This window comes from Treponema sp. UBA3813, from assembly GCA_002368605.1.
GTDB lineage: Bacteria > Spirochaetota > Spirochaetia > Treponematales > Treponemataceae > Treponema_D.
In genome coordinates this window covers 18,925-36,874 of record DFEB01000059.1, presented here as the reverse complement: position 1 = coordinate 36,874, position 17,950 = coordinate 18,925, and the positions used below count along the sequence as shown (strand labels likewise).

The following is a 17,950-nucleotide window of genomic DNA, read 5'->3' as shown; positions in this document are numbered from 1 at the left end:
ACACTCAATCCTGAGAAATATGCTTACAAAATCAAGCAGGGGCTTTTGGAGCACGGCTACACGGTTCATTCTGTTGGAAAAGAGCTTGCAAGCTTTAATGATATTCCGGGCGATATTGACATCATCGACTTTTGCATAAACCCGGTGAAAGGTCTGGCTCTCATCAAGGAATGTAAAAAGTCATTTAAGTGCATCGTGATTCAGCCTGGTGCGGAGAGTGAGGAGCTTCTTTCTTATCTCAACGAGAAAAATCTTCCGTATATCGAAGGCTGCGTGCTTGTTGGGCTGAGCGTTTATGCTAAGGATAAGGTGAAAAATGACAAATAATCCACAAATTTCTGAGGCTTTGAGTCTCATTGATCGTTTAATTCCTCTCGTTGAAGAGGCAGAAGACAAGCTTAAGAGTGCACGCAACTGGAGTGTCCTTGACATGCTGGGAGGAGGATTAATCACTGACCTGATTAAGCACCATAAACTCAACGGTGCGGCCAATCTTATGAATGAGGCGAACATGCTTCTGCAAAGATTGCAGCAGGTTCTCGGCTCTGTGAGCATTCCTCCAGATTACCGCATGACGATTGGCGGTTTTTTGACTTTTGCTGATTTCCTTTTTGACGGAATTTTTGCTGACGCTTACATGGCTTCAAAGATTTTTTCTTCTTTGGATGAAGTTCGGCGGCTCAAGGAAAAACTTCAGATTCTTAAGAATCAGCTGAGGAATTTTTGATGGCGTATGAGGACAACCTGATTTCCGCGCAGGAAATGATAATGACCGCATTCACAAATATCGAGCGTGCGGAAGTCGAAAAAAACAACAAACTTCTCAGAACCTGGCGGGTTACTCTGGAGTCAATCCGTTCGAACGCAAAGAATGGAGAGAATCTTGGCGTAAATCTTTATTCTCATTCCCGGATTATTGATTTGAAAAACGGAATTCTTCTTGTTGAGGCTGATCACCCCGCCTGGATTCAGACTTTGCGCCTTTATCAGAAGTATATTATCACAGGGCTAAAACGGGGCGTTCCTGATGTAAAAATTTCGTCTCTGGCATTCCGTCTTCGAGGCACAAATGCCGAGCTTCATTCCCAAATTAACGAAGAAAAAATCCGCTCAGACATAGAAGAAAGAATTCAAAAAGAAGAAAAAGTAATTCAGGAATTTGATGAAAAAAATCGGAAGGTTTCTAGCGATTCCGTTAAAAATAAAGAAAAATCTTCTCCGAATAAAGAAATTCCTGAAAATTTACGAAGAATTTTAGACAGATTAAAAAACGATATATTGACCGAAAGCGAATAAATTTGTTAGACTACTTCCCACTACCAAAAAATTCTTTTTAGGGAATGAAGAATTTTATTGCTCAATTTTATCAAAATTAAGGGCAAAGTCCCCAATAATAAGGAGAATGTTCTATGAAACGAACATACCAACCATCAAAAGTTAAAAGAAACAGAAAATTTGGATTCCGTGCACGCATGGCTACTCGTGGTGGACGCATGGTTCTCGCTCGCCGACGCGCTAAGGGCCGCAAAAAGCTCTCAGTTTGTGACGAACATAAAAAATACTAATTAAAAGAGGCAGATTTTATGGAATCAGCAAGTTTTAGTCGTGAAGAACACATAAAGCGTCCTGCTGATTTTAAAAATCTGTTCAAAAACGGGAAAAGGGCAAGCGTAGCGGGAGCAAAATTATTCTATCTCCCCAATCAACTTGGATTCAATCGAATCGGATTTCCCCTTCCCCGTGGTTTTGGCAATGCAGTCGAACGAAATCGCGCAAAGCGGTTCAGTCGCGAAACCTATCGTAATTACAAAGCACACCTGAACACCGGATATGATATGCTTTTTTTGGTATATCCCCCTTCCGAGAAAGACTCGTTCAGCACGCGGTGTGTTCAATTTCGTACATTGTGTGAAAAAGCTGGTATAGTCAAAAAATGAGCAAAATAATTGTTTTCATTTTATGTCTGCCTATTCGCTTTTATAGAAAGTTTCTTTCTCCGTTAAAGCCTGCCTGCTGCCGTTTTTACCCAACATGCTCGGCTTATGCGCTGGAAGCATTAAAAAAACATGGTGCTGTTAAAGGCCTATATCTTTCTTCAAAACGAATAATCAAATGCACTCCTCTTCACACAGGCGGCTACGACCCCGTGCCATAAATTATCTTTCAAGGAAAAAGTAATGGAAAAAAACACCGTTTGGGCAATTTCCCTTTCTACCGTTGTATTTGTGGGATTTTTTGCCGCACAGACTTTTTTGTTTCCTCCAAAAGCTCAGGAACAGAATCAGGCAGAAAATCAGACTGAACAGAATTCAGCTGTCGTAGAAAACGAAGCTGGCAAAGCAGAAAATTCAGAAGGCTCAGTTGATTCTTCTGAAACAAGCATTATCGCTACAGAAAATTCAATTTCTGAATCAGGCGAAGAAATCAATCTTACCGAAGAAAATTTCACAATCACTACAAATAAAGTTCAGGTCACTTTTACGAACCGTGGCGGCGATATCGTCAGCTATGAGTTAATCGAAAAAGACGACAAGGGCAACCTTAAAAACCGTGATGTGGATACAGGAAAGGGCGTTGAGCTTATCGAAAATCTTTCTGATAAAAACCGCGCTTTTGGTCTTTCTCTTGGTGACGCTACAAAGCCGATTGTTAATGACATTTTTAATGTAAAAAAACTTGGTGATTATTCAATCGGATTCTTCAAAAAATTTACTTCAAAAAATGCAGACGGAACTACAAGCGAATTTACACTTGTTAAAAAATACACTTTCAAGCCGAACGACTACACTTTCAAACTTGACATCACAATCGATGGCGATGAGAATTTCAAGGGACTTGATGTAGGCGGAGCTGCTTACACATTGCGCACTGCTCCTCAGGTCGGCCCGAAATATAATCCCAAAGTTGACCGCTACGAATACCGTGAGTTGGTTTCTTTCAATGGCGAAAAAGTTAAGAAAACTCGTCTGGGAACAAAGCAGACTAAAAACTATGAGCGTGATTGGGTTTGGACGGCAATGGCTGGAAAATACTTCGAGTTCATCGTTTACCCAGAGAACAAAAATTCAATGTCCAGCACGGTGGTTTACAACTCAGAAATCGAAGTCGGAGAATCTGCCAATGCTCAGGTCAAAATGACTCGAAAAGCAACTGATTCAAAAGAAACTAACGATAGTTATTATATCTACGCTGGTCCTCGAAATGAATCTGAACTTAAAAATTATGTTTCAGAAGATAAAAATGAATGGGGATTGAGCGGAGTTCACTTCAACGAGAGTTTGCAGACTTCAGGATTTTTGTACTGGCTTGAGGTCATTCTTAAATTCTTGCTTGAAAACATCAATAAAATCGTTCACAACTGGGGCGTTTCAATCATTATCGTAACGATTATCTTGAAAATGGCTCTTTTCCCGATTACAAAGAAGAGCTTGGAAGGTACTCAGAAAATGCAGCAGTTCCAGCCGAAGATGCAGGAACTTCAGGCCAAATACAAGGGCGATCCTCAGAAATTGCAGATGGAAACAGCGAAAATGTACAAAGAAATTGGCTATAATCCTATGAGCGGATGTTTGCCATTGCTTTTCCAGTTTGTGATTTTGTTCGCTATGTACAATTTGTTCAACAATTACTTTGAATTCCGTGGAGCTTCATTCATTAAGGGATGGATAGATGACCTTTCGGTAGGCGACCATGTCGGCCCTGTTTTTGAGCGCGGACTTCCTTTCTTGGGCTGGAATCAGATTCGTATTTTGCCTATTGTTTATGTGATTTCTCAGCTTTTGTTCGGAAAAATTACTCAGAACGGTGGAACTGCAGCCGCAGGACAGAGTGCCGGCCAGATGAAGATGATGATGTACGGTATGCCGATTATGTTCTTCTTCCTCTTCTACAATGCTCCGGCAGGTTTGCTCTTGTACTGGACAGTTTCAAACATTTTCCAGCTTGGGCAGCAGCTTGTCATCAATAAAATGATGAAGAATAAAAAGCCAGTTTTGGTTAAATCAACAAATAAAAACAAACGATAGTTAGTAAATAGGAGATAAATAAAATGACTTACGAGTTTGAAGGAAAAACAGAAAAAGACGCAATCGAAAAAGCGACAATCGAACTTGGTCTTGAAAGCGATCAGTTTGATGTTGAGATTATCGAAGTTCAGAAGAAGACTTTGTTCAAATCTGGCTATGTTAAAATCCGTGTTCACACAGACGAGGCAACACCTGGTGTAAAATACGATGACGAGTCTTCTTCACCATCAGAGACAGCAAAACGTGTCATGGGTAACCCAATTCCTCAGGATGAGTTTGAACAGAAACTTGTTCAGTTTGTTTCAGATGTCATCGCAAAGATGGGCTATGAGGCAAGCGTAGAAGTTGCCTTCCGTGAAGAAAAGAAAATCGGACTTAAGCTCAGCTCAGAAAGCTCTTCAATCCTCATCGGTCGCAAAGGAAAGAACCTTGATGCTCTCCAGCTTTTGGCAAATGTGTACGCAGGTCACCTAGGCCGAGAAGATGTCCGTATAATCCTTGACACTGAGAATTACCGTGTTCGTCGCGAGGAGAATCTTGTTCATCTGGCTTACACAACAGCTGACAAAGTCCGCACAAAGAGAACTTCAATCCTCCTTGAGCCGATGAATCCTTTTGAGCGCCGCTTGATTCACACCACTCTTAACGATTTCTCTGACATTGAGACAAAGAGCGAAGGCGAAGGTCTTTACAAGCAGGTTCGCGTTATTTACAAAGGCAACTACTAAAGGAGATTCCGAGATAAGTTCGGAATGACATCGTGCGACAATCTTATTAGATTTTCCCAACTTTAGCCCCACAGACATGTGGGGTATATTTTTGTAACAAGAGGGAAATCAGTTCGTTTTATTTACAGAATAAATTGATTTTGATTGATGAGAGGTCTTAGAATGAAGAAAATTATTTCGATTTGTACGGCATTTTCTCTTTCACTTTCAGCTTTGTTTGCTCAGTCTGTTTCGCCTGAGATTTTGGAAAAGGTAAAAGAAGCCGGAGAATTGCAGAATGTTTTTCTGAACGATGATGAAGTCAAACTCTCGTTAGTTCCAGATACAGAACTGTCAAAATTGGCTGTAAATCACTGGAATAATTCAGAAAAACCCCGCCTTACGACAGAAAAACTCTTCTATCTTGATAAAAAAACTATCGGTAGTAAGGAAAATACAGCAGAAAATAACTCAAATTCTGAAAATCTTTCGATTGAGGATGTTTCAAAGGTAATCCGCTCAATTTCCACGATGAAAGGAACGGAATATTATTCAAACCGTCACAAAAAATGGGAAACCCTCTACCATGAAGCATATCTCGTAGATTCTCCGGAAAACAAAGAGCGCATCCCAGATGACACGGAAGGCAGCGCAGACGGAAAAACCCTCTACTGTATGCAGGACGATAATTCTTTCGGAAAATGCTATTACTCCCTCTCATACAAGCAGCGGGCAAATGAAGTGAGTGTTTGCTTCGACAACTTTGAGCCTCTGAAATTCGCTTTCATCACGGCAGCAAAAGCCCACAATGTCAAAATAAATCTCGTGGTCATTGATGAGGGAGACCATTTCCTGGTTTATTTAATGGTGCAGGCCTATTACCCGCGAATCTCAATGCTGGAAGAAAAAATGATAGATTCTTTCAATGCAAGGGTTGATTCGATTTATAAGTGGTTCGTCAAGGAGATGGGGAAAGTATAGAAAATCCCCTGTAAATATGATATATTCTCTGCATTGCTTTTCGGCAAAATCTAGGAGCATAAAATGAAAAAAAATCTGTTTGCGGCAATTTTTGCGTTGCTTGCAATCTCTTTTGGAGGATGTAAACCTATGGACAAATCGTTGGATGCGATTAAAGGAAAAGATGGCGTTTTTGCAATCATGGAGACGAGCAAAGGCCCGATCGTGCTTGAGCTTTTCTATAAAAAGACTCCGCTCACTGTAACTAACTTTGTTGGTCTTGCAGAAGGAACTCTCGACGCTCACAAGGGCAAGCATTTTTATGACGGTCTTACTTTCCACCGTGTTATCGCTGACTTTATGATTCAGGGCGGTGATCCAGAAGGAAGCGGTCGTGGCGGTCCTGGTTATCGATTCGCTGATGAATTTGACCCTAGCCTCAACTTTGACAAACCGGGCTATCTTGCAATGGCAAATGCCGGTCCTGGCACAAACGGAAGCCAGTTCTTTATCACTCATGTTCCTACAGACTGGCTCAACCAGAAACATACGATTTTTGGTCAGGTTGTAAACGCAGACAGCCAGGCTGTCGTAAATGCAGTCCAGCAGGGTGATAAAATTGTAAAAGTTACAATTGTTCGACAGGGTGCAGATGCAGAAAAATTCACTGCTTCTCAGGCTGATTTTGACAAGCACGCTTCTGAAGCTAAAGCAAAGGCCGCTGAAAGGGCAAAAGCTGCTGCTGCCGCAAAAATTAAGGAAGTCGAAGAGAAATTCCCTGGATTCAGCAAAGATTCAAACGGAATTTACTATAAGACTACAAAAGAAGGAAGCGGAAGCAAAATCGGCGGAAAGCGGGCTGTTGCCGTTGAATACAAGGGCTATTTCGTAAACGGTCAGGTTTTCGATCAGTCAAAAGGCCGAGGTCCTCTTGAGTTCACTACAGCTGGTGGTCAGATGATTCCAGGCTTTGATATTATGGTTCAGGATATGAAACTGGGCGAAAAGAGGACGATTGTTCTTCCTCCGAGCCAGGCTTACGGCGAGAACGGCATTCCGGGCGTAATTCCTGGTGGCGCTTACCTCGCATTTGACATTGAGCTTACAAAAGTTAAGAACTAAGTTCTAGGAAGAAGCTGAATCTAAAAATCTAGCTAAAAGAGCGTACGGTTTGAAAGTGCGCTCTTTTTTTATGTCCTTTACGGCAAAATAAAAATAGGCGGTTCGTAAAAAAATCGGCAGTGTAAATAAAAAGCTAACTGTAGGAAAACTTCTTTCGATAATTGAGCAAATAAGAATGTAGAGAAGCGAAAGGAAACTTGTCCACGACCAATAGTAGATTCGAAGCTTTCGGTTATGAACTGGTCTGAAAATTGCAAAGGCCGCAATCAGGTGCAGGGGGAACAAAAAGAAAAATTGTATGTTGTTTCGGAACATGCTCTGATTTGAGAAAATATCCTGATAGAGAATAATGCAGCCTGCAAATCCTGCCACAAAAAGAATCAGAAAATCGAATATCTGGGCGGTCTTAAAAACTGAAAGAATATACAATTTTTCAAAGAAATAGGCTAACACTTGGTAGACTGTCAGCAAAAAGACCAGACTTGCAAAGATAATCAAGGAAACAATGAGGGAAATTTTTTCTTTATGAAAGACTTTTGAGAAATCTTGCTTGTGGAATTCAAGATTTTCTTTTTGAGAGGCAAGAACATAACTATCGTTCAGTCGTTTATAATTCACATTGTGCTGGATGATTTCAGAAAATGAGTAACGCTCGTTAGTTAGTTTATCACCAGCCATTCGGGCGGAATCGTGGAGAATCACGGAAATATGAGTTTCTGAATTGTTTGTGAGCAAGTCAAAATCATAACTGTATTCAGGGAGCGCTTTGTGCAGAATAGAGAGAAAATTGAAAATGTAAGCGACTTCGGCAGGATTTAAATCTAGGAAAGATTCTATTAAACTAACATTAGTTTGTTTTTGTTGTGCAAGAAAATAATCGATAAACGGAGCCGTCTTGATTTGAGCTTTTTTACCGTTAAGGAAAAATTTAAGAAGGAAAAGCTGGTCGTCAAAATTCTCAAAATAGGCAAAATCAATTATCTGGTCAAAGTCATTTTCGGCATCGTAAATACGGAGACAGCTTTTTGAAAAGAGCGAATGCAGAATATCGTTGTAATTGACGGAGAGAATCGAAATTTTTGCATTCTTGGAAATCTTTTCTGGAAATTCAGCGGGAAAGAGAGAAAACAAGGAAAAGAGGAAAAGCAGCGGAATGAGAAAAATTTTTTTTGTGCTGACGGTAAAATTTCTTCTATTAAAAAACATTTTATTCTGATTTTTTCAACTACTTTTATTTTAAGCGAAAATTCGCTCTATTGCTAGAGAATTCGTAAAATGATAAAATTTCCTATCTTCAAAAAGTTTGGAATTTATGGAATTTAACTCGCCCTATCTCACAGAGCAGATAATCGCCTACATCGGCAACAAACGAAAACTTCTCCCCTTGATTTACAAAGCAATCGAAAACGCGGGCATTGCTCCCAGCGAGAAAATTTCTTTTTTTGATGTATTTTCTGGCAGCGGAGTTGTCTCACGGTTTGCGAAATTTTTAGGATTTGAAGTTTACGCCAACGACTGGGAATATTACGCTTATGTTTTGAACCGGGGATTTTTGGATGTCAATGAGTCTGAAATTGCGAAGATTTTCGGAAGCCAGGCCGAATTTGAAAGGCTTTTAAAAGAGATAAATTCACTTGCTCTGCCAGACGAGAAAAATCAGTACATTGCAAAATATTATGCGCCGAAAGAATTTGATGTTGAGCAGGCTGATTATAAGACCGAGCGGCTTTTTTACACGCGAGAAAATGCCCTTGCCATCGATAAAATCCGGAATTGGCTTGAAAGTGATAAATTCAAAACGAAATTTGAGAAATCAGAAGTCCGAGAAAAGGCATTTTATCTTTTGCTGGCGAATTTGCTCTATGAGTCGGCGACACACACTAACACTTCCGGGGTTTTTAAGGCTTTTCATAAGGAATTCGGCGGTCATGGAAAGGATGCGCTAAGCCGGATTATGAAAAAAATTGAGCTTCACTCCCCTGTTTTGATTGATTCAAATTCTCCGATTCATGTTTTTCAGGAAAATGCGAATGAACTGGCCCGAAAAATCAAAGGCATCGATATCGCTTACCTGGATCCGCCCTACAATCAGCATCAATATGGAAGCAATTATCACATGCTGAACACGATTGCCAAATGGGATAAAATTCCGGCTCCCCTGGAACTGAATTCAAAGGGCGTGCTCAAAAAAAAGGCGGCCATTCGTGAAGACTGGGTAAATACTCGCTCCGATTATTGCTACAAGGACTCCGCGGAAGAATCTTTTGAAGATTTGATTATGCACCTTGATGCCCGATTTATTTTTATCAGCTACAGCACTGATGGAATCATTCCTTTTGAGAAGATGCGGGAAATCTGCACCAAGCGGGGGCGGCTTTCTCTGGTTACTAATGAGTATACGACTTACCGAGGTGGCAAGCAGAGTAACCGCCGGCAGAACACGAACATTGAATTTATTTTGAGCATTGACACGAGCCGAAAAAGCGATGAAGATTCGATTCGGGAAATTGATTTTATTCTCAAGCGAAAAAAGACGCTTCTGCTCTTTAAACAAAAATATTCTTTTAGTCGTTTGGAAGATATTGCGGATAAAATTTTATCCGAGGAAAAAATTCTCTTTGTGGCGGGAGTCAAAATTCAGACGAAAGATTTTTTCACTTTGGAAATTCCAGAAAATTTTGATGATTTGAATTTCGACCAGCTGAATGATTTGAGTGAAAAACTAACGAACGCTAGTTGTGAGACAAAAGAAGAAGAACTTTCAGAAATTCTTCTGCGACTGAATTGGACTGATTCTGACAAAAGAACATTAGTAAAGATTATTCCCCAAACATTGAATAAACTTGCGAATAAGAAAAACGAACAGTCGTTTGTAAACTGGCTTCCTAAAATTGAAGAATTGCGAAAAACGAACGAAAGTTTGTATAGCTTGATTTCAGAAAAACTTGATAGGATAAAAGTTGTCGCAGAACGAAGGTTTTCGGTCGTGAAATAGCTTGTGGATAAATTAAACTAACGAACGGTAAATAAAAGTTTTCCACAATGTATGCACAATTTGTGGAAAATTCTAACTAACGATTGGTAGAAAATTAAAAAGGAGACTTCTTTTGACTGCTTTACTGGTTTTGACTTTTTTATTTTTTGCCGGTAGCATTATCGGCTGGGGAATCGAGCTTTTCTGGCGGCGATTTTTTTCTAAGAATAATCCTGAAAAAAAATGGATAAACCCTGGTTTTCTGACTGGACCTTATCTGCCTCTTTATGGACTGAGCCTCTGTCTGCTCTTCGCCCTTTCTTTTATCGATGTGAGTTTTGTGGAGAGTAAATGGCTTCAAAAACTCCTGCTCTTTATCCTAATGGCTTTTGCCATCACTGTTATGGAATTTATAGCGGGGCTTATCTTCATCAAGGGCATGAAAATCAAGCTTTGGGATTACAGTAAGAATTGGCTGAATATTCAGGGAATTATCTGCCCGCAATATTCTTTTTACTGGGTGATTTTAAGCGGAGCATATTATTTTCTTGTTCATCCCCGCATTTTGGAATGGCTCTATTGGTTTACGAATCATCTTTCATTCAGTTTTGTTGTAGGATTTTTTTACGGCGTTTTTACAATTGATTTGTGCTATACTTTCCAGATTTCAACAAAAATCCGTGAGTATGCAAAGGAAAATAAACTTGAAATCCGTTACGAAAATCTGAAAGAGTCTATTAGAAAACGCAACGAGGAATTTGAAGAGCGGAAGAGATTCTTCTTTGCATTAAAGTCAAATCATCTTCCGCTGAAAGACATTTTACGCGAAATTTTTGAGCACTAGATTAGCGGGCGATTGATTACTTTCCGAAGTAAGCCCCATAATCAGTTCATTTTGTATAACAAATAGACTTGTGGCAATAAAAATATAATTGTTTAGAAGTTATTTTTCAATGTATAACTGTAATAAGAAATCTATTTCTTGTTTTAGGCTCAGAATGAGTTGCTGTTGTTCTGTTTTATTATTGAATTTTGTAATTTCAGGTTGTTCAAGAAACAGTTGGTACGGAGATATTTTTAATACATCACACATTTTTTGCAAAGAGTCTGCGGATGGAAAATTTCTTCAGTTTTCGACCGCATTAAGATAGTTAGGGCTGAGACCAATTTCCTCGGCAAATTCAACTTGTGTAAAATTTGCTTTCGTGCGATAGAAACGAATGTTGTTTATAAAGACCTGCTGCAAGTGTGTCATATATTTAGTATGACACAGATTATTTTTTGCTTATAAAGGATTTAGAATTAAAACTAACTGTAATAAAGTTGATAAATTACTTTATTAGCATTATAGTAATTGTGTTAGCGTTATTTTTCTGGAGGTCTTTATCATGAAAAAAAATATTGCCCTTTTGCTCCTTTGTTCTTCTACCTTGCTTTTTATATTAGGATGTGCTTCGGGAGAAAATAATGATGAAAAAATGGAAGTTAAAAGTAATGATTCAAATGTATCGAGAGAAAAACAAAGTGATGTTTCAGAATCAGAAAATGAAACGAAAGCAGATAAACCAAATGACGAGATAAAAGATGAAAATTTGTCGGAATCGCATACAGAACAGGAAAATGGGGAAGAACAATATGAGATAACCTTATACGCGACAGATATAAAAACGAAGACTTTCAAAATGACAGAGTCTAAAACCTACACACTAAAATTGTTTGGGGAATGGTCAAAAAATAATGTCGCAACACTTGCTTCAAAATTAAGGGAAGTTCCTACAGATTCTAATATTATTCTTGATACATCAAAATCAATAATAACTTCTGGACTAGAATTTCTATATGACTTTGATAATTTAACATATATGATTGGAGAAAATCTTTTTCATGATTTTAGTTTTAGTTTTAATCTTTCAAGTATTCAATTTAAAAAAATAATACTAAGTAGTGAGATAACTGAAATTCCCCAATATACTTTTTATACTGAATCATTTGAAACACCGCATCTTGAATCGATAACAATTCCTGCGTCTGTAAAGAAAATTGGTTACCAAGCGTTTTTTGGATGTAAAAAATTAAAAGAGATTATTTTTGAGGATAGTACGGAATCAATAGAACTCAGTTACAATAAAGATGGTGGGCCAGCCTTGTTTGGAGAAGGTTTATTTTATGATTGTCCATTAGAAAGTGTTTATATTGGAAGAAATTTAATTTATAAGAAAGATGGAAAATATGGATTTTCGCCTTTCGAACCGAGAAGAAAAAATACTCCTATGAAAAAGACTATAGGAAAAAATGTTACAAAATATTAACTTGTTTGCACAAGGGATTGTAGGGGCGGCTTAGCCGTTCGCGAAGCGAATGTAGGCGACAGCCGGAACCCCGAAAAGCACGACCCTACCGATAGGTAGGGATGTGCCCGAAATTATTTTCCGAAGTAAGCCAGGGCATTTCCGAATGAGATGTCTTTGACAATCTTAATCAACATATCCATATCATCCGGGTATTCGCCGTTTTCGACCCAGCCGCCGATTACATTGCAGAGAATGCGGCGGAAGTATTCGTGGCGTGAGTAACTGAGGAATGAGCGTGAGTCTGTGAGCATACCAACGAATGCCGGAATCATGCCCAGGTTGCCAAGAACTTTAATCTGCTGTTCCATGCCGTCGCGGTGATCGCAGAACCACCAGCCTGAACCAAGCTGGATTTTGCCTTTGATGCCGCCGCCCTGGAAACATCCCATGATTGTTCCGATTGAGTAGTAGTCTTTCGGGTTCAATGTGTAGAGGATTGTTTTTGGCATGCCGCCTTTTTCTTCGATGAGGTTCATAAGGCCGGCGAGATTTTCTGCCATTGGTTTGTCGTGGCTTCCGTCGAAACCTGTGTCAGGACCGAGTTTTTTGAACATAGCCTTGTTGTTGTCGCGGATTGCGTTCATGTGCCACTGCTGAACGATGCCTTTCTGCTCGTAAGCGCGTCCGAGAGCGACGAGAACTTTTGTCTTGTAGGCTTCGGCCTCAGCTTCACTGATTGCTTCACCCTTCAATGCGCGAGCCACAACTGCGTCGATGTTTGCGTCAGTGTCGATTTTGCATGGCGGGTATTCAAGAGCGTGGTCAGAAGCACGGCATCCATTTTCGATGAAGAAGTCAAGGCGTTTGATGAGGGCAGCAATTACATCATCAGAAGTTTTGATGTTGATTCCAGAGACTTCGCTCAATTTTGCGATGTAGTCTTTGTATGTAGGAAGATTGATGTTGATTGCTTTGTCCGGGCGGAAAGACGGGCGAACCTGTGTTTTGATTTTACCGATTGGAGCTGTTCCTGCGGCGATTGCCTTGTGGTATTCAAGAGAGTCAATCGGGTCGTCTGTTGTACCGACAGCGTAGACATTGAATTTTTCGAAGATGCCTTTAACGCTCAATTCGTCGCTCTGGAGCATTTTGTTTGCTTTTTCCCAGATTGCAGGAGCTGTCTTGACTGTGAGCGGCTCATCGATTCCGAAGTATCGCTGAAGCTCAAGGTGAGTCCAGTGATAAAGCGGGTTTCCGATGAGGTGCTCGATTGTCTCTGCCCATTTGAGGAATTTTTCGTAGTCAGGTTTGTCGCCTGTGATGTAGTCTTCGGTTACACCGTAAGTGCGCATCTGTCGCCATTTGTAGTGGTCGCCGCCAAGCCAGATTTCAGTGAGATTCTTGAATTTTTTGTTCTCTGCAATCTGTGAGGGGATAAGGTGACAGTGATAGTCCCAGAGAGGCTCGTTTTTGCAGGCCTCAAACAACTTCTGAGCGGTTTTTGTCTCAAGAAGGAAGTTTTTGTCCATGAATTTTTTCATTTTTAATCTCCAAAATCGTGAAATATCCGTCATGTTTGAGCGTTAGCGAAACAGCTGGAATTTCACATTCGTTCAGAATGACAAAAATCTTTTCACGAAAAAATTTGTATCTATTATAGCACGATAAGGCCAAGAAAGAAAGAGTTTTTTGGGCGCAATCAATTGTCAACCGCTGTTCCGCAGCTCGGTAGCCCTCGGTCGCTTTGCGACTGGCTTCGCCACTGCTCCATAGCGGGCGCAGCTTTTTCTTGATAAAAAAAACATAATTTTGATGTAAAAATGGAAAAACCATTATATAATTGAAATGATTTTTTATGTCCTTAAAGGAGGCTTACAAAAATGAAGAAAGTTTTGGTCTGTAAGGAAAAGGACGAGCGCGAAACCCGTGTTGCCCTCATTCCTGATGACGTAAAAAAACTTGTACCTATGGGCTTTGAGATTAAAGTCGTTGCGGGTGCCGGTCTTAAGAGCGGTTTCTCGGACGAGGCCTATAAGAATGCAGGGGCAACAATCGTTGCAAAAGAAGAGGATGCTTATTCTGATTCAGAAATTATTGTCCGAATCATGAAACCAACTTCGATTGACGGAATTAAAGAAGGCACGCTGCATTTGAGCTATCTTGATCCTTTCAATGAAAAAGAGCTTCTTAATAAATTTGCTTCCCAGGGATTGCAGGCTGTCTCGCTTGAGATGATTCCTCGAAGCACTCTCGCACAGAAGATGGATGTTCAGTCATCACAGACTTCCCTTGCTGGTTATGTCGCAGTTTTGAATGCGGCTGCTAAACTCCCAAAAATCCTTCCGATGATGGTTACTCCTGCCGGTACAATCAACCCTGCCCGCGTTTTCATTATTGGTGTCGGTGTTGCCGGTCTTCAGGCAATCGCTACTGCAAAACGTTTGGGTGCCCGTGTTGACGCATTCGATACTCGTCCGGTCGTTGAAGAGCAGGTTAAGTCTCTGGGTGCTTCATTCGTAAAAATCGACCTGGGTGAAATGGGTCAGACTGCTCAAGGATACGCAAAAGAGCTTACTCCGGAGCAGATTGCAAAACAGAAGGAAGCACAGGCTAAGGTCTGTGAAAAGGCAAACATCGTCATCACAACGGCAAAAGTATTCGGACGCAAGGCTCCGCGCCTCATCGAAAAGAATGTCCTTGACAGAATGATGCCGGGCTCAATCGTCGTTGATATGGCCTGTTCTACCGGCGGCAATGTCGAAGGCTCAAAACTCTTTGAGAATGTGGTTACCGAGAACGGCGTTACAATCATGTCTGGCGATTTGCTTGAAAGGCAGGTTCCCTATGATGCTTCAAAAATGTTCTCTGGAAACATCACGGCCTTCCTTACCCACGCAGGTTTCTACGACAAGGAAGCAAAAGAATTCAAAGTTAACATGGAAGACGACATCATGAAGGGCTGTTTGCTCACACAGGGCGGACAGATTATTCATGAACGCTTTAAGGCATAGACAGTCAATGCCCTACAGGATGTAGGGGATAAGCAAAGCGAGAATTTTCGCAGAAAATTCTCGTCAGGAATCCACAAATCCACGGATGGATTTGTGGTTCCATGCGTTAGGGATTGTAGCACCTGCGAAGCAGTACCGCTTGCGGTATGGAGCGCGGTTAGCGCGGAAGTGCGAAAAGCCCGACCCGCAGGGAGCGGAAGCGACCGAAGGGTAACGCCCAAAAAAGACTCTGAAACAAGTTCAGGGTGACAGAGGAGTTAATTTTTATGGATATAATGCTTATTTTCGTATTTGTAATCGCTGCTTTCCTTGGATTGGAGTTGATTGCAAAAGTTCCTTCACAGCTGCACACGCCGCTGATGTCAGGAACAAACGCTATTTCTGGTATCACCGTTGTTGGTGCCATTTCTATCACTGCGGCTGCCGTTAAAATCGGTGGAAAGGTCGGAGCTGTTCTTGGCTTCCTCGCTATTGTTTTTGCTACTATCAACGTAATCGGTGGTTACATGGTTACTGACCGAATGCTTGGTATGTTCAAGACAAAGGACTCAAAGAAAAAGTAAGGAGTTGCGGAATGAACGACACATTGATTAAAGTTTTGTACATGATTTCCTGCATCTTCTTTATCCGGGGAATCAAACTTTTGGGAAAGACTGCCACTGCCCGCAAGGGAAATTTCTATTCTGCAATCGGTATGCTGGTTGCTGTGGTGACAGTTCTTATTCAGAAAGATGTTATGTCAGCTTTCTCTACGGATGCTGCAACTTGGGGCGGAAACCCGCTTCTTTCAAACGGTTACTGCTGGATTGCGGCTGCGGTTCTTATCGGTACGATTATCGGTGCTATATGGTCTAAGAAAGTTCAGATGACTGGTATGCCTGAGCTCGTTGCTTTGTTCAACGGTTTCGGCGGTCTTTCTTCACTTCTCGTTGCTTTGACACAGTACATCGCAGCTCCAAAAGGTGACTACTTCACAGCTGTTTCACTTGGTTTGACTATCGCAATCGGTGCTGTTGCTTTCACCGGTTCTCTGGTTGCATGGGGCAAATTGAGCGGAAAGATGACTTTCAAGGGCTGGGTAATTCCTGCTAAGAACGCTTTGAACGGCGTTTTGTGCGTACTCGGCTTGGTCTCAATCATCGCTTATTCATTCTTCACTGCTGAAAATCCATTTGGCTTTGCAGAGATCGAAAAATGCGGAGTAATCGCTTCTACGGCAATCTTCCTCCTTTTGGGCTTTACCATGGTTATCCCGATTGGCGGCGGTGATATGCCGGTCATCATCTCATTCCTGAACGCTTTGTCTGGTTTGGCTGCTGCTTTTGCTGGATTTGCAATCAACAACACGGTTCTGGTTGTTTCAGGATGTCTGGTCGGTGCTTCTGGTCTTATCCTTACATTGATTATGTGTAAGGCTATGAACCGCACATTCGGAAGTCTCCTTTTCAAGAGTTTCGGTGGCTCAAAGAAGAAGGGTGCTGCCGGTCCTGCAAAGGAGCCGAAGGCTATATCTGTGGAAGATGCTTACATGATTCTGGAAGCGGCAAAGAATGTCGTCTTTGTTCCGGGATACGGTATGGCTGTTGCTCAGGCTCAGCACGCGGTAAAAGAGCTTTGCGACAAGCTTGAGGAAAACGGCGCGGAAGTAAACTTCGCAATCCATCCGGTTGCAGGCCGAATGCCTGGCCACATGAACGTATTGCTGGCTGAGGCAAATGTTCCATACGAGCAGCTCAAAACTGCCGATGAAATGAACCCACAGATGAGCAATGTTGATGTTGCAATCGTCATCGGTGCAAACGATGTTGTTAACCCGGATGCTATCCACGACGAAAGCTCACCACTTTATGGTATGCCAATCGTAAACGCTCACGAAGCCCGCACAGTCTTCGTATTGAAGCGCGGTAAGGGTACAGGCTTCTCTGGAGTTGAGAACCCGCTCTTTACCAACGACAACACCGTTATGATTTACGGCGACGCTAAGGCTACGGTCTCAGCGCTTGTAAGTGAATTTAATGATCAATAAGTAGACGCAGATTAACGCAGATACACGCGGATGTTTTATACGGAAGTGTGGCTGTGTGTTGCTTGGGATTTACGCCAGTCTCCTGAATGGGAGGCTGGCGTTTTTTTTGTTTAAATTATTGTGCTATAATTATTTTATGACTGAACTTCAACAAAAGCTTTTTTTGTTTGCAGATTTAAAATACAAGGATTTTCAGGGTGCTTTGATTCCTACGGTAAAAGAAAAGAGAGTAATCGGCGTGCGCACTCCTGTTTTGCGCTCAATTGCAAAGGAATGGTTTAGGCTCGGAAATTTCTATGATTTTTTTAAGGAAGTTCCTCATGAATATTTTGAGGAAGATCAAATTCACGGGTTCTTAATTGAACAAATTAAAGATTTTAATGAATGTATAAACGAATTAAAGTGCTTCCTGCCTTTCGTTAATAATTGGGCAACATGCGACCAGTGTACGCCGAAAATATTTAAAAAAAATTGTGAAAAGCTGCTACCGATTGTTAGTAATTGGATTAATCTAATCCCTAGTGAAAAAAATGAATATACAATTCGTTTTGGTATCCGTATGTTTATGTGTTTTTATCTTGACGAAAATTTCAAGCCTGAATACTTACAAATGATAGCCAAAATAAAATCAGACCGATACTACATCAATATGATGATTGCCTGGTTTTTTGCCACAGCCTTGGCTAAACGATGGGAAGAAACGCTACCGATTGTTAGCGATAAAATGCTGCTGGGGGATTGGGTTCGGAAAAAAACAATTCAAAAAGCTTGTGAAAGTCTTAGAGTGAGCAAGGAGCACAAACAGATTTTGAAAAAACTGTAAAAAAAATGGGG

Annotated in this window: 21 protein-coding genes; 17 read left to right on the top strand and 4 right to left on the bottom strand. The window is 41.0% G+C overall.

All coding sequences use genetic code 11. The features are described 5' to 3' along the window. From B2089_RS09535 to B2089_RS09490, 10 genes are all read left to right on the top strand, one after another. A partial coding sequence (locus B2089_RS09535; protein ID WP_296687020.1) for a CoA-binding protein occupies positions 1-327 on the top strand: 327 nt, incomplete at its 5' end. Further along, positions 317-727 carry a hypothetical protein gene (locus tag B2089_RS09530; RefSeq protein ID WP_296324323.1) on the top strand — a complete coding sequence of 137 codons (411 nt, stop codon included), beginning with the start codon at positions 317-319 and terminating at the stop codon, positions 725-727. The genes B2089_RS09535 and B2089_RS09530, both read left to right, overlap by 11 nt. Before the next feature lie 41 nt (positions 728-768). After that, positions 769-1,296 carry a DciA family protein gene (locus B2089_RS09525; RefSeq protein WP_296324320.1) on the top strand — a complete coding sequence of 176 codons (528 nt, stop codon included), beginning with the start codon at positions 769-771 and terminating at the stop codon, positions 1,294-1,296. Positions 1,297-1,409: 113 nt separating this feature from the next. After that, on the top strand, positions 1,410-1,565 hold the full coding sequence (gene rpmH, locus B2089_RS09520) for a 50S ribosomal protein L34 (protein WP_184656981.1): 156 nt from the start codon (positions 1,410-1,412) through the stop codon (positions 1,563-1,565). Between the two features lie 18 nt (positions 1,566-1,583). Continuing rightward, positions 1,584-1,937 (top strand): ribonuclease P protein component, encoded by a 354-nt coding sequence (gene rnpA, locus B2089_RS09515; protein WP_296324317.1) that lies wholly within the window; start codon positions 1,584-1,586, stop codon positions 1,935-1,937. Further along, positions 1,934-2,155, top strand: a complete 222-nt coding sequence (gene yidD, locus B2089_RS09510) for a membrane protein insertion efficiency factor YidD (protein ID WP_296324313.1) — start codon at positions 1,934-1,936, stop codon at positions 2,153-2,155. The genes rnpA and yidD overlap by 4 nt, the downstream gene beginning before the upstream one ends. Before the next feature lie 22 nt (positions 2,156-2,177). Further along, on the top strand, positions 2,178-4,025 hold the full coding sequence (yidC, locus tag B2089_RS09505; protein ID WP_296324309.1) for a membrane protein insertase YidC: 1,848 nt from the start codon (positions 2,178-2,180) through the stop codon (positions 4,023-4,025). 23 nt (positions 4,026-4,048) lie between these two features. Beyond that, positions 4,049-4,753, top strand: coding sequence for an RNA-binding cell elongation regulator Jag/EloR (gene jag, locus B2089_RS09500; RefSeq protein WP_296324306.1), 705 nt, complete (start codon positions 4,049-4,051; stop codon positions 4,751-4,753). A gap of 162 nt (positions 4,754-4,915) precedes the next feature. Beyond that, on the top strand, positions 4,916-5,713 hold the full coding sequence (locus B2089_RS09495; protein ID WP_296324303.1) for a DUF6675 family protein: 798 nt from the start codon (positions 4,916-4,918) through the stop codon (positions 5,711-5,713). Between the two features lie 63 nt (positions 5,714-5,776). Further along, positions 5,777-6,814 (top strand): peptidylprolyl isomerase, encoded by a 1,038-nt coding sequence (locus tag B2089_RS09490; protein ID WP_296324299.1) that lies wholly within the window; start codon positions 5,777-5,779, stop codon positions 6,812-6,814. Between the two features lie 3 nt (positions 6,815-6,817). Here B2089_RS09490 and B2089_RS09485 read toward each other — a convergent pair whose 3' ends face one another. Next, the gene (locus B2089_RS09485) at positions 6,818-7,945 is read right to left on the bottom strand and encodes a DUF4105 domain-containing protein (RefSeq protein ID WP_296324296.1); all 1,128 of its coding nucleotides are present in this window, start codon (positions 7,943-7,945) and stop codon (positions 6,818-6,820) included. Between the two features lie 181 nt (positions 7,946-8,126). On the opposite strand from B2089_RS09485, the gene B2089_RS09480 reads away from it, so the two are divergent. Beyond that, positions 8,127-9,809, top strand: a complete 1,683-nt coding sequence (locus B2089_RS09480) for a DNA adenine methylase (RefSeq protein WP_296324294.1) — start codon at positions 8,127-8,129, stop codon at positions 9,807-9,809. A 112-nt stretch (positions 9,810-9,921) separates the two neighbouring features. After that, positions 9,922-10,632 (top strand): putative ABC transporter permease, encoded by a 711-nt coding sequence (locus B2089_RS09475; RefSeq protein WP_296324291.1) that lies wholly within the window; start codon positions 9,922-9,924, stop codon positions 10,630-10,632. Between the two features lie 282 nt (positions 10,633-10,914). Here the strand turns inward: B2089_RS09475 and B2089_RS12105 are convergent, their stop codons facing one another. After that, entirely contained in the window at positions 10,915-11,043 is a 129-nt protein-coding gene (locus B2089_RS12105; protein ID WP_296324288.1) for a helix-turn-helix domain-containing protein, read from the bottom strand. Positions 11,044-11,176: 133 nt separating this feature from the next. On the opposite strand from B2089_RS12105, the gene B2089_RS09470 reads away from it, so the two are divergent. Beyond that, positions 11,177-12,097, top strand: a complete 921-nt coding sequence (locus B2089_RS09470; RefSeq protein WP_296324285.1) for a leucine-rich repeat domain-containing protein — start codon at positions 11,177-11,179, stop codon at positions 12,095-12,097. A gap of 113 nt (positions 12,098-12,210) precedes the next feature. Here B2089_RS09470 and uxaC read toward each other — a convergent pair whose 3' ends face one another. Both uxaC and B2089_RS09460 read right to left on the bottom strand, forming a co-directional pair. Beyond that, entirely contained in the window at positions 12,211-13,620 is a 1,410-nt protein-coding gene (uxaC, locus tag B2089_RS09465) for a glucuronate isomerase (RefSeq protein ID WP_296324282.1), read from the bottom strand. Then, positions 13,586-13,912, bottom strand: coding sequence for a hypothetical protein (locus tag B2089_RS09460; protein ID WP_296324278.1), 327 nt, complete (start codon positions 13,910-13,912; stop codon positions 13,586-13,588). Before B2089_RS09460 ends, uxaC begins: the two co-directional genes overlap by 35 nt. Positions 13,913-13,959: 47 nt before the next feature. Between B2089_RS09460 and B2089_RS09455 the strand changes: the two genes are divergently transcribed. From B2089_RS09455 to B2089_RS09440, 4 genes are all read left to right on the top strand, one after another. Next, entirely contained in the window at positions 13,960-15,090 is a 1,131-nt protein-coding gene (locus tag B2089_RS09455) for an NAD(P) transhydrogenase subunit alpha (protein WP_296324276.1), read from the top strand. A gap of 266 nt (positions 15,091-15,356) precedes the next feature. Then, positions 15,357-15,653, top strand: a complete 297-nt coding sequence (locus B2089_RS09450) for an NAD(P) transhydrogenase subunit alpha (protein WP_296324273.1) — start codon at positions 15,357-15,359, stop codon at positions 15,651-15,653. Between the two features lie 11 nt (positions 15,654-15,664). Further along, positions 15,665-17,116, top strand: a complete 1,452-nt coding sequence (locus B2089_RS09445) for an NAD(P)(+) transhydrogenase (Re/Si-specific) subunit beta (protein WP_296687002.1) — start codon at positions 15,665-15,667, stop codon at positions 17,114-17,116. A gap of 136 nt (positions 17,117-17,252) precedes the next feature. Continuing rightward, on the top strand, positions 17,253-17,939 hold the full coding sequence (locus B2089_RS09440) for a DNA alkylation repair protein (protein ID WP_296321431.1): 687 nt from the start codon (positions 17,253-17,255) through the stop codon (positions 17,937-17,939). Positions 17,940-17,950 lie beyond the last annotated feature (11 nt).

What these genes read in the sequence shown, in the direction of transcription:
- B2089_RS09455 (WP_296324276.1), top strand. Translation starts at nt 13,960, where the DNA reads ATGAAGAAAGTTTTGGTCTGTAAGGAAAAGGACGAGCGCGAAACCCGT.
- B2089_RS09495 (WP_296324303.1), top strand. Translation starts at nt 4,916, where the DNA reads ATGAAGAAAATTATTTCGATTTGTACGGCATTTTCTCTTTCACTTTCA.
- B2089_RS09450 (WP_296324273.1), top strand. Translation starts at nt 15,357, where the DNA reads ATGGATATAATGCTTATTTTCGTATTTGTAATCGCTGCTTTCCTTGGA.
- B2089_RS09480 (WP_296324294.1), top strand. Translation starts at nt 8,127, where the DNA reads ATGGAATTTAACTCGCCCTATCTCACAGAGCAGATAATCGCCTACATC.
- uxaC (WP_296324282.1), bottom strand. Translation starts at nt 13,620, where the DNA reads ATGAAAAAATTCATGGACAAAAACTTCCTTCTTGAGACAAAAACCGCT.
- B2089_RS12105 (WP_296324288.1), bottom strand. Translation starts at nt 11,043, where the DNA reads ATGACACACTTGCAGCAGGTCTTTATAAACAACATTCGTTTCTATCGC.
- rpmH (WP_184656981.1), top strand. Translation starts at nt 1,410, where the DNA reads ATGAAACGAACATACCAACCATCAAAAGTTAAAAGAAACAGAAAATTT.
- B2089_RS09460 (WP_296324278.1), bottom strand. Translation starts at nt 13,912, where the DNA reads ATGGTTTTTCCATTTTTACATCAAAATTATGTTTTTTTTATCAAGAAA.
- B2089_RS09470 (WP_296324285.1), top strand. Translation starts at nt 11,177, where the DNA reads ATGAAAAAAAATATTGCCCTTTTGCTCCTTTGTTCTTCTACCTTGCTT.
- B2089_RS09445 (WP_296687002.1), top strand. Translation starts at nt 15,665, where the DNA reads ATGAACGACACATTGATTAAAGTTTTGTACATGATTTCCTGCATCTTC.
- B2089_RS09525 (WP_296324320.1), top strand. Translation starts at nt 769, where the DNA reads ATGACCGCATTCACAAATATCGAGCGTGCGGAAGTCGAAAAAAACAAC.
- yidD (WP_296324313.1), top strand. Translation starts at nt 1,934, where the DNA reads ATGAGCAAAATAATTGTTTTCATTTTATGTCTGCCTATTCGCTTTTAT.
- B2089_RS09490 (WP_296324299.1), top strand. Translation starts at nt 5,777, where the DNA reads ATGAAAAAAAATCTGTTTGCGGCAATTTTTGCGTTGCTTGCAATCTCT.
- yidC (WP_296324309.1), top strand. Translation starts at nt 2,178, where the DNA reads ATGGAAAAAAACACCGTTTGGGCAATTTCCCTTTCTACCGTTGTATTT.
- rnpA (WP_296324317.1), top strand. Translation starts at nt 1,584, where the DNA reads ATGGAATCAGCAAGTTTTAGTCGTGAAGAACACATAAAGCGTCCTGCT.
- B2089_RS09530 (WP_296324323.1), top strand. Translation starts at nt 317, where the DNA reads ATGACAAATAATCCACAAATTTCTGAGGCTTTGAGTCTCATTGATCGT.
- jag (WP_296324306.1), top strand. Translation starts at nt 4,049, where the DNA reads ATGACTTACGAGTTTGAAGGAAAAACAGAAAAAGACGCAATCGAAAAA.
- B2089_RS09440 (WP_296321431.1), top strand. Translation starts at nt 17,253, where the DNA reads ATGACTGAACTTCAACAAAAGCTTTTTTTGTTTGCAGATTTAAAATAC.